This is a genomic window from Streptomyces sp. NPDC059477 (genome assembly GCF_042749375.1).
GTDB lineage: Bacteria > Actinomycetota > Actinomycetes > Streptomycetales > Streptomycetaceae > Streptomyces.
The window spans coordinates 36,749-49,154 of the sequence record NZ_JBHYUG010000061.1 but is presented as its reverse complement, the minus strand read 5'-3'; the positions used below and the strand labels follow the sequence as shown (position 1 = coordinate 49,154).

Annotated in this window: 11 protein-coding genes; 4 read left to right on the top strand and 7 right to left on the bottom strand. The window is 73.7% G+C overall.

The window, feature by feature from the left end:
- The first annotated feature begins 910 nt into the window (after positions 1 to 910).
- Positions 911 to 1,111: a hypothetical protein gene (locus tag ACFXAZ_RS26790; protein WP_384596326.1), complete on the top strand. Its 201-nt coding sequence runs from the start codon at positions 911 to 913 to the stop codon at positions 1,109 to 1,111.
- A complete protein-coding gene (locus ACFXAZ_RS26785) occupies positions 1,108 to 1,371 on the top strand; it encodes a hypothetical protein (protein WP_384596323.1) in 264 nt (87 codons plus the stop codon). Before ACFXAZ_RS26790 ends, ACFXAZ_RS26785 begins: the two co-directional genes overlap by 4 nt.
- A 120-nt stretch (positions 1,372 to 1,491) precedes the next feature.
- On the opposite strand, the gene ACFXAZ_RS26780 is transcribed toward ACFXAZ_RS26785, so the two are convergent.
- Both ACFXAZ_RS26780 and ACFXAZ_RS26775 read right to left on the bottom strand, forming a co-directional pair.
- Complete coding sequence (locus ACFXAZ_RS26780; RefSeq protein WP_384596320.1) at positions 1,492 to 2,034, bottom strand: hypothetical protein; 543 nt, start codon at positions 2,032 to 2,034, stop codon at positions 1,492 to 1,494.
- Positions 2,031 to 2,651 (bottom strand): hypothetical protein, encoded by a 621-nt coding sequence (locus ACFXAZ_RS26775; RefSeq protein ID WP_384596317.1) that lies wholly within the window; start codon positions 2,649 to 2,651, stop codon positions 2,031 to 2,033. The genes ACFXAZ_RS26780 and ACFXAZ_RS26775 overlap by 4 nt, the downstream gene beginning before the upstream one ends.
- A 575-nt stretch (positions 2,652 to 3,226) precedes the next feature.
- Here ACFXAZ_RS26775 and ACFXAZ_RS26770 point away from each other — a divergent pair.
- Entirely contained in the window at positions 3,227 to 3,439 is a 213-nt protein-coding gene (locus ACFXAZ_RS26770; protein ID WP_384596314.1) for a hypothetical protein, read from the top strand.
- Between the two features lie 86 nt (positions 3,440 to 3,525).
- Here ACFXAZ_RS26770 and ACFXAZ_RS26765 read toward each other — a convergent pair whose 3' ends face one another.
- From ACFXAZ_RS26765 to ACFXAZ_RS26755, 3 genes are all read right to left on the bottom strand, one after another.
- Positions 3,526 to 5,127, bottom strand: coding sequence for an MFS transporter (locus ACFXAZ_RS26765; protein WP_384596311.1), 1,602 nt, complete (start codon positions 5,125 to 5,127; stop codon positions 3,526 to 3,528).
- A complete protein-coding gene (locus ACFXAZ_RS26760; protein WP_384596307.1) occupies positions 5,124 to 5,783 on the bottom strand; it encodes an NAD(P)H oxidoreductase in 660 nt (219 codons plus the stop codon). The genes ACFXAZ_RS26765 and ACFXAZ_RS26760 overlap by 4 nt, the downstream gene beginning before the upstream one ends.
- Before the next feature lie 82 nt (positions 5,784 to 5,865).
- A complete protein-coding gene (locus ACFXAZ_RS26755) occupies positions 5,866 to 6,633 on the bottom strand; it encodes an SDR family oxidoreductase (protein WP_384596332.1) in 768 nt (255 codons plus the stop codon).
- A 312-nt stretch (positions 6,634 to 6,945) separates the two neighbouring features.
- Here ACFXAZ_RS26755 and ACFXAZ_RS26750 point away from each other — a divergent pair, with 312 nt between their 5' ends.
- Positions 6,946 to 10,284 (top strand): BTAD domain-containing putative transcriptional regulator, encoded by a 3,339-nt coding sequence (locus ACFXAZ_RS26750; protein ID WP_384596304.1) that lies wholly within the window; start codon positions 6,946 to 6,948, stop codon positions 10,282 to 10,284.
- 3 nt (positions 10,285 to 10,287) lie between these two features.
- On the opposite strand, the gene ACFXAZ_RS26745 is transcribed toward ACFXAZ_RS26750, so the two are convergent.
- Together ACFXAZ_RS26745 and ACFXAZ_RS26740 are read right to left on the bottom strand one after the other, a co-directional pair.
- Positions 10,288 to 10,581 (bottom strand): hypothetical protein, encoded by a 294-nt coding sequence (locus tag ACFXAZ_RS26745; RefSeq protein ID WP_384596301.1) that lies wholly within the window; start codon positions 10,579 to 10,581, stop codon positions 10,288 to 10,290.
- 448 nt (positions 10,582 to 11,029) lie between these two features.
- On the bottom strand, positions 11,030 to 12,403 hold the full coding sequence (locus ACFXAZ_RS26740; protein WP_384596298.1) for a cryptochrome/photolyase family protein: 1,374 nt from the start codon (positions 12,401 to 12,403) through the stop codon (positions 11,030 to 11,032).
- Positions 12,404 to 12,406: the final 3 nt, after the last annotated feature.

Sequence of the window (12,406 nt, the reverse complement as noted above, 5' to 3'; positions counted from 1 at the left end):
CACCCCGCGGGCGCCCCCTGCCCCCCCCTCTGACCCCCCCGCTATGCCGCGGGTTCCCCGGGCGGCCGCCCCGGCCCCCCCCCCCGGGGGCGGCGGCCACGGCCGCATCGGTGGCTGGAGGGGCGGGGCCGGGGCTGGGCGACATAGATCCCGAAGGCTGATCACCTCACCGGGCAGAAGGACGGAAAGCACGAGCATGGGTCATCGGCGGAGTCCCGCCCGATGCTGACGTCCCGGATGGAGCGGCCATGCCCGCTGGTTCCCCCTGCTGTTCGTTCACACTCACTGGCATGGCTCCTGGTGCTTGAGCGAGGTCATCTCCGGGGTGGCAAGTGCCGCGCCCGTCGGTCCGAGTGGCTGACCACCCGCCCGTTCGACCTGGAGACGCGACAAGTCATCCGCCCCGCTCTCCAGCGCAAGTTCATCGCCGAGGTCGATGCCGCCTTCCCGGCAATCCGACCGTCGTCGGGGTCCTGGGACTCCTCCCACTCGCCGTTCCTGTCGACGCCCGGCCGGGGCAGCCGACATCGTCGCGAAGCTGGGCTGGCCTCAAGGACCTGCCGCCGTAGCTCCTGCCAACCGGCTGACCGGTGGACAAGCCGACGCGCGTACTCAGCCGACGCGCATTCCCGCACCCGGCCCGCGAGTCAACCCCACCCAAGGCCGCCGACCGTGCCGAGCGCGCCCGTAGCACTGTGTGCCTCAACTCCATCCGGGGCGGATGTTCTCCCAGGTCAGGAGCCGAACGAGGGCCCCGTTCCGCGCATGAGGTCCGAGGCCACGGGGCGCGCGGTTGCACAACCGGCAGGCGTGGGTGCTCCCAACCCCTCAGATCGTGTGAACGGCCCGGGGCCGCCGAATCCAGCACCGATCAGCAGGGCACGATCCTGCGCGGAGGAGAACAAGAGCCGTGACGCAGCAGCGTGCGGCCATCGGGGAGGGGACTGTCATGCAGACCAACGATGTGCAGATCGTGCGGGTGTTCACCACGGCCGCCGGAGGGCGGGCGCAGGACAACACCCCGAATGAAGTGGCCGGTACCCGGCAGACGTCGTTCGACCTCGTCGTCGACGGGGAGGGGCCGGGGATGCTGTCGGAGACGCGGACATGAGCTACACCCTGTTCGTGAGCGCGGAGTCGACGTCGGGCGGCAAGACGACGTTCGAGCCGCGGCGGCTGTCGGAGACCGTGACCAGCGGCACCTTCGGCTGGCCCGACCTCGGCAGCAACAACGGCTACGCCCTGCGCCGCGTCATCACCGTCCAGGCAGGTGAGTTCCTCGACGGGGACGTCTACCAGTTCACGGTCACCCTGCGGACGAGGAACGGCATCCTGTCCACGCAGAAGAGCAACGAGTTCGTGACGATCTGACCTGCTGGCGGCTCGCCGCCGGGGAGCCGCCTTCAGATGCCCTGACCTCCGGTCGGGTACAGGCGTTCGGCTGGGGTGAGTCCTGTGTGCACGGGACCCACCCCGGCCGTGGGATGACGGTCAGCGGTCGTCGCCGAGTTCCTCGTGCATCTGGGGCTGGTCGTCGCCCTGGCGGCTCAGCGCGTAGTCCTCGATCCTGTTGAACTGCTTCGACGCCACCCCGATGATCTCGTCGTACGGGTTGATCCCGGTGGCCTTGTCCGCCGTCCCGCCCAGCAGTCCACCGCCGAACCCGCTGACGACGCCGTGGCCGGCCGAGGCGAGTTTCGCGCCGGTGTCCAGGACCGCGCTACGAGGAATCCCCGCCAGGTCCGCGTACTTGTCGGTCAGTGCCTTACGGATCATCGCGACGAACGGGGAGTAGGCGGGCTCCGGCAGGTACTCCTCCTTGTAGAACTTCAGCGCCTGCGCAGTCATGAAATTGCCGTCGTCGCTCTGCTTCCACTCGTTGTCGCGCGCTGTGAGCCACAGGGCCGTCGACTGGCCGGCGTCCTTGGGGGACAGCCACCGCTCCGGTGTGCCGAGGTAGTGGTTGATGTAGTGCCAGGCGGCCATGAACCCCTGCGCGTCGCTCTTGGAGACGGTGAGGCCAAGGTTCTTCATCGCTTCCAGGACCTGCACGCTGAACACGTACGTCGCGCGCAGGTGTACTTCTGGGAGACCGGCTCGCCCCACTTCGCGTAGTCCCACTCACCGCTCTTCCTGTGCAGCTGGCGCACCGAGGCGTGCACCAGACGCACCTTGGTCACGGTGGCGGCGAGAGTGCCGTCACTCAGCGCGCCCCGGTCGCCCATGCCGATGAACAGCCGCGACGACTGCGACAGGCGCCGGCCCGGACCCTTCACCCCGCCCAGCCGGCCCGTGGAACGCAGGGTGTACGCGCCTGTCGGTGACAGGTAGGTGCCGATCAGTCCGACGGTGCCCTGGAGCATCGACGCCACGCCGTGGTGGTGGTCGAAGAAGCTCTCGGCGGCCTTGACGTCGGCCTGGCTCCAGCCCGGCGGGTCGACGGTGGCCCCCTTGAGGAACTCGGCCAGCCGCGGCGGCAGGCCGGAGAGGTCCTGGCCGGGCTTCAGCGTGCCGATGGTCCTGAACAGGGCGTTGACCCCGTCGATCTCCCGCTTGTCGATCAGATCGGACACGAGTGTGTCGGCCTCGGGATCACCCGCCTGGTTCGCCACTTCGAGCTCGCTCGCGATATTGGCGGTCGTCAGTGCCACGACTTGGTTCCGTTCCTGTGGGTCGGGGTGATCCGGCTACGGAAAGTCGCCGGAATCAGGAACTCCGATGCTGGCAACACCCCGAGCACGCCGGGACCGCCTTGGCCCAGCGGATCGTTTCGCCCTCACCCGATCGAGGTGCGGCAACCTCTTTCCATCGAGGATGAGTTGACGGCGGAAAGGGCGGAAACGGCGGTGGGTCACCGGGCGTTTGATTCCGGTCCCGAGCGACAATCCCCAAAGGAAGGTTCACGTCACCAGAGCACCAGAGAGCACCAGAGAGCACCAGAGTCGACGCTCACCGTGGCGAGCGCAGTTCAGGCGAGACCGGTGCCAAGGCAGGCGGTCGGGGCGCCGGGGTCATCGGTGAATCCGTTCTCCTCGGCCCTTTCGCCTCCCAAGGTCTGCCGGTCGAAGCCCCGGCCCACACTCGCGCTCAAGTGCCCCTACGGAGGTTGTCCCATACGAGGACAACGGGTCCGCCGAGTTGCCGGTAGTCAGTCCAGGCGAAGCTCCTGCGGGCCACCGCGGGGCTCGGTGCCGACGACGGTGCCCCGAAGGAACGGCTGTGCGCCGTGACCCGGTCGGCCGAGGCCACCCGCGCGCTCGCCGCCGACCTGCTGCCCGAGACAGCCGCTGGGAGGCAGTTCACCGGAGCGCGCGTCGAGGTCGGCGGCGGTTCCGCGCCGGTGGTCACGGTGGAGTGGGCGGACTCCGCTTCGGGACTGCGGCCGGGCTCCCAGAGCCAGACCATGGATCTGCTCTGGCTGCTGATCGGCCTCCGCTGAACTCGTTGCCCGTGGCCGCGTCCCAGCCCTTGCCTCCCCGTGAACCACTCCCGGACGGTGACCGTCGGTTGGGGTTCTCCGTGGGATCAGGGGGTGGGGGTGGGTAGCGGTGCCGGGTCGTCGTCCGGCGCCGCCGCTTCCTTCTGCGCCGCGCTGATCGGCGGTACGTGGCGTAGCAGCCACCCCGCCAGCACCGCCGTCGCCACCGCCAGGACGGCGCTGACCGCCGCCGCGGTCTGGAGGCCCGCGGTGAAGGCGGCGCGGGCGGTGTCCGCGAGGGCCGTCGCCCGGTCGGGGTCGGAGAGCCGCCGGGCCGCGGCGAGGGCGGCGCCGATTGTGTCCCGCGCCTCGGTGGGGGCGTTGTCCGGCATGCGGTCGCGGTACACCGCCGCCGCCAGGCTGCCGGTCACCGCGATGCCGAGAGCCAGGCCGAGGTCGTACGCGGTCTGGCCGGTCGCGGCGGCGGCACCCGCCTTGGGAGCCGGGGCCGCGCCCACCGCGAGGGTCGTACCGAGGACGCTGATCGGGGCGACGCCGAACATCACCACCGTCAGGGCCAGCGACGTCGCCACCACCCCCGTGGCCACGGCCAGCACGCCGTAGCCGGCCAGCGACACCGCCAGCCCCGCCGCAAGGACCCGTGCCGGGCGCACCCTGCGGGCCAGCGGCGGGGTCAGTTGGGAGCCCGCCACCAGCCCGGCCGCGCCCGGCACCAGCCACAGCCCGGCCTCCAGCGGCGACAGCCCGGCCACCGCCTGGAGGTACTGCGGCACCAGATACTCGACGCCGTTGAGCGCGGTCATGCCCAGCAGCAGGGTGAGCAGGGCGCCGGTGAACTCCCGGCGGCGGAACAGCGCCAGATCCAGCAGGGGGTGTGAGAGCCGGTTCTGGCGTCGGACGAAGGCCGTGACCGCCACCGCGCCCACCGCCGTGGACAGCGCCGCCGGACCGTTCGGACCGTGCTCCGCGATCTTCTTGACCGCGTACACCAGCGGCAGCACGGCCGCCAGGAACAGCGCCACGCTCGGCAGATCGAGCCGGCCCGGCTTCGGGTCCCGGTACTCGGGCAGCAGCAGCGGCGCGGCCAGCAGGACCGGCACCATCACCGGCACACCGATGAGGAAGACCGAGCCCCACCACCACCGGTCCAGCAGGACACCTCCGACTACGGGTCCGGCCGCGAGGCCCGTCGACAGCGCGGTGACCCACATCGCGATCGCCGTCGCCCGCTGCCGGGGGTCGGCGAACATATGGCTGATCAGGGACAGCGTCGAGGGCAGTACGGCCGCCCCCGCCACGCCTAGCACGGCCCGCGCGGCGATGAGCGTCCCCGGGTCCGGCGCGTACGCCGCGACCATGGAGGCGGCCACGAACCCGGCCGAACCGACCAGCAGCAGCCTGCGCCGCCCGACCCGGTCGCCGAGTGTGCCCATGATGACCAGCGTCCCGGCGGTGAGCAGGCCGTAGATGTCGGTGATCCACAGCACCTCGGTGCCGCTGGGCAGCAGGTCGGCCGCGAGGTAGGGGGTGGCGAGCCACAGCACACCCAGGTCGGCGGTCATCAGGGTGACCGGAAGGAGCAGGAGGGCCAGGCCGAGCCATTGGCGGATACCGGCACGCGGCGTCGTCGTCGTACGCGGGTGCTCCTTCGCCGGGGTGTCGGACAGGGCGGCGGCGTCGTCGTTCATGACGTCATCTCCAGGTGGGGTGTGGTGGGAGCGGGCTCGGGGGCGGCGGGCCGGTCGCCGAGGATCTCCCTGCGGGCCGCGTCGGCCGCCGTGAGGGTGGCGCGGACCCTCGCGGGGCGCAGATGAGCGGGGACGCCGGTCATCTCGGTGCCGTGCAGCAGCCGCAGCGCCGACGCGGTGATGCCGCTGAACTCCGAGATGCCCAGCCGCAGTTGGATGTCCATCGCCCGGTCCAGGCCGGTGTGCGCGTACTGCTCGGCGGTGCCGCCCGCCAGGCCCAGCCACAGCATCCGTTTGCCGGCCAGCCGGGGAGTGCTGCGGCCGTAGGCGAAGCCGTAGTTCCAGACCCGGTCCACCCAGCCCTTGAGCACCGCGGGCAGCGAGTACCACCACACCGGGAAGACGACCAGGAGGTCATCGGCGGCGGAGACCCGGTCCATGTGGGCGTGGACCTCGTCCGAGTACCGCTTGTCGCGGCGGGTCCAGTCCGGTTCGTCGGCGGGGTACGTCCGCGGGTCGAAACCGTCGGCGTACAGGTCCAGGACGTCGACCGTGCCGCCCTCGTCCCCGATCCGGGCCCCCAGATGGGCTGCCACCTGCGCGGTCAGGGAGTCGGGCCGGGGATGGGCCACGACCATCAGCGTGTGGGACAACATGACAGCGCCTCCAGGGGGTTGAACAGCGGGCCGAACAGGTGGGTTGGACGGGGGTGAGTGAGCGAAGGGGGTCGGGCGCGGGTCAGATGCCGAGGCCCGAGCCGCCGCTGGCGTCGATGTTCTGGCCGGTCACCCAGCGGGCGTCGGGCGAGGCGAGGAAGGCCACCACATCGGCCACGTCGTCGGGCCGGCCCACCCGGTCGAACACGGAGTACGCCGCGGCGTGGGCACGGGCCGCGGGGTCGGCCAGCCATGGGTGGATGTCGGTCTCGATGGTCCCCGGGGAGACCGCGTTGACCGTGATGCCGCGCGAGCCCAGGGTCTGCGCCAGCGTCAGGGTCAGCACCTCGATCGCGCCCTTGGCGGCGGCGTACGGTGTCATGCTCGGGAAGGCGGTCCTCGTGACGCCGGAGGAGATGTTGACGATGCGCCCGCCGTCGCGCAGCCGGGTCAGTCCCTTCTGGATGATGAAGAACGGGGCCTTGGCGTTGACCGCGAACACCCTGTCGTACTCGGCCTCGGCGACCTCGTGGATCTGACCGCCACCGACGACGCCCGCGTTGTTGACCAGGATGTCCACGCCGTCGGCGTGGGCGTCGAACCCTGCCCACAGCGCGTCCGCGTCGCCGGGCGCGCCCAGTTCGGCGGCGAAGGCGAAGGCGCTGCCGCCCGCGGCCTCGACGGCGGCCACCGTCTCCTTGGCGGCGCGCTCGTTGGTGGCGTAGTGCACCCCGACCCGGGCGCCCTCCGCGGCCAGCCGCTCCGCGATGGCCCGGCCGATGCCCCGGCTGGCGCCGGTGACGAGCGCGGTCTTTCCGGTGAGGCGTCGCGGGACGGTGGTCAGGGCCATCGTGGGGGCCGGGGTGGGGGCAGTCGTGGGGGTGGTGGGGGTCGTGGGGGTCGTGGTCATGGCGGTCTCCTCGCTGTGCTGTCCGGCGTGGTCAGGTGCCGTGCCGTGCGGTGCGGGTGGGTTCCCGTCCGCTGACCCACAGCCTGCGGAGGCCCGCTTCGGATTCGGCTCGGGTGATGTTCGGGTCCTGTTCCGGTTGGCACCGGGGGGCCGTAGATGCCGGGCCGCGGGGATGGAAGAGGGCCACGGCCGATCCGCGCCCGTGGAAAAGGGGGCAACAGCGGCGCCGTCCCCCGGGTTACCGTGATCGCCATGCGATTCGGGGTGCTGGGCGAGACAGCCGTGTGGACCGGCGCCGGGCAGCCCGTGCGGGTGCCCGAGCTGAAGGTGCGGGCTCTGCTCGCCTCGCTGCTCGCACACGCGGGGCGGCCGGTGGCGACCGCACGGCTGATCGACGACCTGTGGGGCGACGAACCGCCCGGCAACCCCGCCCGTGCCCTCCAGGCCAAGGTCTCCCAGCTGCGCGCCGCGCTCGACACGGCGGAGCCCGGCGCCCGCGAACTCGTCGTCACCCGCGCCCCCGGTTACGCGCTCACCCTCGCTCCCGGCTCCCTGGACGCCCACCGCTTCGCCGACCTCGTCGCCCGCGCCCGCACCGAGCCCGACACCATCCGCTCCGGGACGCTGGCCGAGGCCCTGGCCCTGTGGCGCGGACCCGCCCTCGCGGACTTCGCCGACGAGCCCTTCGCCCGCGCGACCGCGGCCCGGCTTGAGGAGGAACGCCTCGCCGCCGAGGAACTGCTCGCCGAGACCCGGCTGGAACTCGGCCAGGACACCGCCCTCCTTGCCGACCTCGGCGAACTGATCGCGCGGCACCCCCTGCGCGAGCGGTTGCGGGCCGTGCAGTTCCGCGCCCTCTACCGGGTGGGACGCCAGGGCGAGGCCCTCGCCGGGTACGAGGATCTGCGCCGCCGCCTCTCCGGTGAACTGGGCCTCGACCCCAGCCCCGCCCTGGCCGCCCTGCACACCGCGATGCTCCGCCAGGACCCGGAACTGGACGCCCCCGAGAAACCCCGCGCAACACCCGCACCAGAGCCCTCGGCGCCCCGCACCAACCTCCCCGCTCCCCCGCTCACCCCCCTCGTCGGCCGCGACGAGGCCGTCGGGGACCTGACCCGGCTGCTCGCCGAGCGGCGCCTGGTCACGCTCACCGGTCCCGGCGGCGTCGGCAAGACGCGGCTCGCGCTGGCCGTCGTAGCGGAGCTGGGCGGGAGGTACCCGGACGGCGAGTGGCTGGTGGAGCTGGCCGGGGCCGACCGGCGCCCCGCCGGGAGCGCCGCCCTGGCGGAGACCACCGCCGTCGCGCTCGGGCTGCGCGACGACGGGACCTGGGGACAGCGCCCGCCGGGTGAACCCGACCCCGGAGCCGCCGGACGGCTGGCCAGGGCGCTCACGGACCGCCGTCTCCTCCTGGTGCTCGACAACTGCGAGCACGTCGTGGACGAGGCCGCCGCCCTGGTCGAACTGCTGCTGCGCGCGGTACCGGGGCTCACCGTGCTGACGACCGGCCAGGAACCGCTGGCGCTGGCCGGGGAGACCCTGTGGTCGGTGCCGCCGCTCGCACCCGCCGGTGCCCTGGAGCTGTTCGCGGCACGGGCCGCCGCGGCGGCGCCCGGCTTTGTGCTCGACGGCTCCAACCGGGCCGCCGCCGAGGCCGTCTGCCACCGCCTGGACGGCATCCCGCTCGCCCTGGAACTGGCCGCGACCCGTGTGCGCGCCCTCGGGGTGCACCGGCTCCTGGAGCGCCTGGACGACCGGTTCCGGCTGCTCACGGCCGGGTCGCGCGGCGCCCCCGCCCGGCAGCGGACACTGCGCGCGATGATCGACTGGAGCTGGGAGCTGCTGAGCGGCCCGGAGCGGGCGGTACTGCGCCGGCTGGCCGCCCACGCCGAGGGGTGCACCCTGGAGGCCGCCGAGGACGTGTGCGCGGGCGGTGACGTGGCCGCCGAGGACGTCCTCGGCATCCTCGCCCGGCTCATCGACCGCTCCCTGGTCACCGTCGCGCCCGACGGCTCCCGCTACCGGCTGCTGGAGTCCGTCGCCGCGTACTGTCTCCAGCGCCTGGACGAAGCCGACGAGCGTACATCCGTGCAGGCCCGCCATCTCGCCCACTATCGCGATCTGGCCGTCGCCGCCGAGCCCCAACTGCGCGGCCCCGGCCAGCTGCCGGCGCTGCACCGGCTCGACGCCGAGGGCGCCAATCTCCGTACGGCCCTCGACACCGCCGTACGGGACGCGGCGCCGGGCCGGGGCTCCTCGGACGCGCTGCTGCTGGTCGACGCGCTCGCCTGGTACTGGATCCTGCGCGGACGGCTCGGCGAGGGCCTGCGTTCGGCGACCGCCGCGCTGGCCGGGCCCGGCGGGGATCCGGTGCTGCGCGCCCGCGTCGGCGTGTGGCGCACCGGCCTCACCGTCCTCACGGGCGACGGCACCGACCGGGCGGCCCGGATCGAGGCGGCGGTGACGGCGTACGAGACGGCGTACGCGGGATACGAGTCGGCGTGCACGGCGTACGAGACACCGGGCGGCACGGCGTACGGCGATCCGGGCGGGCGGTCACCCGGCGCGGAGCCCGGCGTTCCGCCGGACGGCAGGGGCCCGGACTGGGCTCGCTGGTTCCTCGGTCATGCGCTGGCCGGTACCGGGAACATCGCCGAGGGCGAGTCGCTGACCGGCCGGGCCCTGGCCGGGTTCCGGCGCGGCGGTGACACCTGGGGCGAGGCCGCCGCGCTCGCCGACCGGGCGATGCAGCGGCTGCTGAAGGGCGCGCTCACGGACGCCGGGCGGGACGCGGAGCGCGCGGCCGAGCTGTTCGACCGGCTCGGGGACGCCTGCGCCCGGCTGTGGACGGTGTATCCGAGGGCCTCGCTCGCCGAGATCCACGGCGACCACGTGGGTGCGGCCGGGCTGTGGCGGGGCGGGCTGGACGTGGCCCGGCGGTTCGGGACCTCACCGCAGGCCGTCGACCTGCTCGCCGGGCTCGGCAGGGCGGCGCTGCTCACCGGTGACCTGGACGCCTCGCACGCCCATCACGAACAGGCCCGGCGCGCGGCCGTCGACATCGGCTTCCAGGCGGGTGAGATCAACGCCCGGCTGGGCCTCGCGCTCACCGCCCGCCGGGCGGGCCGCCTCGACGAGGCCGAGACCCAGCTGCACGCCGTCCTCCGGTGGCACCGGGACGTGGGACTGGACGGCGCGAACGCGCTGGTCCACGCGGAACTGGGCTTCGTCGCCGAACTGCGCGGGGACGTCGCCGAGGCCCATGACCGGCAGCGGCAGGGGTACACGACCGCGCTGACCACCGGTGACCCGCGCGCCCTCGCCCTCGCTCTGGAGGGCATGGCCGCCGCGCACACCCTCACCGGCACGCCGGACGCCCTGCGGATCGCCGCGCTTCTGCTCGGCGCCGCCGCCGCGGCCCGCCGCTCGACAGGCGCCCCGCTGCCGCCCGCCGAGAGCGGCGACGTCGACCGGGCTACCGCCCGGATCCGGTCGGCGCTCGACCCGGACGATCGGAAGCGGGCCTTCCGCCGGGGCGAGAGCCTGACACCGGGGCAGGCGGTCGCCGAGGTGGACGACGCGGGGCGGTGAGCATCACCGGCAGCCCGGTGCCTGCGGCTCCCCGACGGCTCCCTCGATGCCGTCCAGCAATCGCCGCGACCCGAAGGCGAACCGCCCCTGCGCGTACGGCACCGCGCTCGCCGCGAGGGCCCGGTCCAGCGCAGGGAAGCGGCTGAAGTCAACCAGCCGGTCCAGGGCCCGGTCACGCTCCCGCTCCCGCTCGCGGGCTGTCCGGGGGGCGCCGTCCTCGACGTCCGCCGTATCGGTGGCGTTCCGCTGGAGCCGGGCCGCGCCACGCACATACGCGTCAACCGCAGGGTCACTCATGCGGAAACGGCCCGGTGACGGCCAGGCGTCGAACTCACGGGCTTCCTCCGCCGGGCGGCCTGCCCCCTGCAAGGCCCACCCCCTGCCGACCGTCCTGCTATGGGGCGGCGCCAGCGCACCATCATCCGCAGCGGCGGCTCGGCGGTGGAGCCGCACGCGTCCGACCGGAGACGGCGGGGCCCGGGATGAATGGCGGGCGGGCCGCCCGTTGTTCCCGGATGGCGGTTGCCGCGACCAGGCGTCCGTGCGCACACGACCACGGACGGTCCGGCCGTCGCGGGCTGCACGGTCCGCGCCGGTCTTGCGGTGGCTCCGCTGGAACGCGCCGCCACCGGCGGCTTCCCTGCCGCCCGTGTGCTGCGCGGGCACGGGCTGTGGGCTGTGGCCGGTGCCGCTGCGCGGGGCGGCGGACCCCGGCAGCGACGGCTGAACCGCGCCGGGCACCCCGTCAGGGCCGCTTGCCCCGGGCCCGGTGGAAGCGAATCAGACCGTCGGGGAGGGTGACGAGCGGGTCGGGGTAGTGCAGGGCGGCCCGGGCCGGGGCGGGCAGGCGCCATGGCTCGTGCACTCGTGGGGCGTCGACGCCGCGCAGTTCGGGCACCCAGCGGTGGACGTACACGCCCCGCGGGTCGTACTTCCTGGCCTGGGTGATCGGGTTGAGGACCCGGTTGGGGCGGGTGTCGGTGCCGGTGCCCGCCATCCACTGCCAGTTGAGCTGGTTGTTGGCGATGTCGCCGTCCACCAGCCAGTACAGGAAGTGGGCGGCGCCGATACGCCAGTCGATGTACAGGGTCTTGGTGAGGAAGCTCGCGGTGAGGAGCCGGGCCCGGTTGTGCATCCAGCCCTCCTCGCGCAGTTGGCGCATGGCCGCGTCGATGACGGGGTAGCCGGTGCGGCCCTCGCGCCAGGCGTCGATGTCGGCGCGGGCGGCGTGCTCGGTGCGCCAGTGGTCGTGCTGGGTGCGCAGGTCGGTGTGGGCGCTGTGCGGGCGGGCGGCGAGGACCTGGCGGTGGAAGTCGCGCCAGGCGAGCTGCCGGACGAACGACAACGCCCCGGCACCGCCGTGCCGACGGGCCCGCTGCACCAGTTCCACCGGGGACAGGGTGCCGAAGTGGAGGTGGGCGGAGAACCGGGAGGTGGCGTCCGCGCCCATGTCGTCGCGGGTGTCGTCGTAGGCGTCCAGGCCCTTGCGCCAGTACGCGGTCATCTGGGCGCGGGCGGGGCCCTCGCCGCCGGGCGGCAGGGCCGGCGAGACGCCCGTGGCGGTGCGGGAGGGGATCTTCTCGCCGATCGCCTCGTCGGGCACGCTGACCCGGCGCGGCGCTGCGACGGCGGCCCGCAGCGAAGTGCTCTCCCAATGGCGGTGGTACGGGGTGAAGACGGTGAAGTGGCCGGCGGACGCCGGGGTGATCGTGCCGGGAGGTACGGCGACGGTGACCGCGTCGTGGACGATCAGCCGGCGGCCCGAACGCTCCAGGGCGGCGCGCAGCCGTTCCTCCCGGTGGGCGGCGAAGGCGCTGTGCCCGGCCGACAGGTGCACCTCACGGGCGTCGGTCTCGGTCGCCACCCGGCACACCTGCGTCACGGGGTCGCCGCCGCGCACCACGAGCCGGCCGCCGCGTTGGCGCAGGGAGGCGTCGAGGTCGGCGAGGCAGTCGTGCAGGAAGGCGCGGCGGTTGGGGGCGGCGAACCCGGTGTCCTCGATGGCGGGGTCGAGGACGAACAGCGGGACGACGGCGTCGGCGGCGGCCAGCGCCGCGCGCAGTGGGGGGTGGTCGTGCAGGCGCAGATCGGCGGTGAACAGGACGATGGAGACATGCATGGG

Coding starts and splice junctions, on each gene's coding strand:
- ACFXAZ_RS26740 (WP_384596298.1), bottom strand. CDS start 12,403: ATGCATGTCTCCATCGTCCTGTTCACCGCCGATCTGCGCCTGCACGAC.
- ACFXAZ_RS26785 (WP_384596323.1), top strand. CDS start 1,108: ATGAGCTACACCCTGTTCGTGAGCGCGGAGTCGACGTCGGGCGGCAAG.
- ACFXAZ_RS26750 (WP_384596304.1), top strand. CDS start 6,946: ATGCGATTCGGGGTGCTGGGCGAGACAGCCGTGTGGACCGGCGCCGGG.
- ACFXAZ_RS26760 (WP_384596307.1), bottom strand. CDS start 5,783: ATGTTGTCCCACACGCTGATGGTCGTGGCCCATCCCCGGCCCGACTCC.
- ACFXAZ_RS26745 (WP_384596301.1), bottom strand. CDS start 10,581: ATGAGTGACCCTGCGGTTGACGCGTATGTGCGTGGCGCGGCCCGGCTC.
- ACFXAZ_RS26755 (WP_384596332.1), bottom strand. CDS start 6,633: ATGGCCCTGACCACCGTCCCGCGACGCCTCACCGGAAAGACCGCGCTC.
- ACFXAZ_RS26765 (WP_384596311.1), bottom strand. CDS start 5,127: ATGAACGACGACGCCGCCGCCCTGTCCGACACCCCGGCGAAGGAGCAC.
- ACFXAZ_RS26780 (WP_384596320.1), bottom strand. CDS start 2,034: ATGAAGAACCTTGGCCTCACCGTCTCCAAGAGCGACGCGCAGGGGTTC.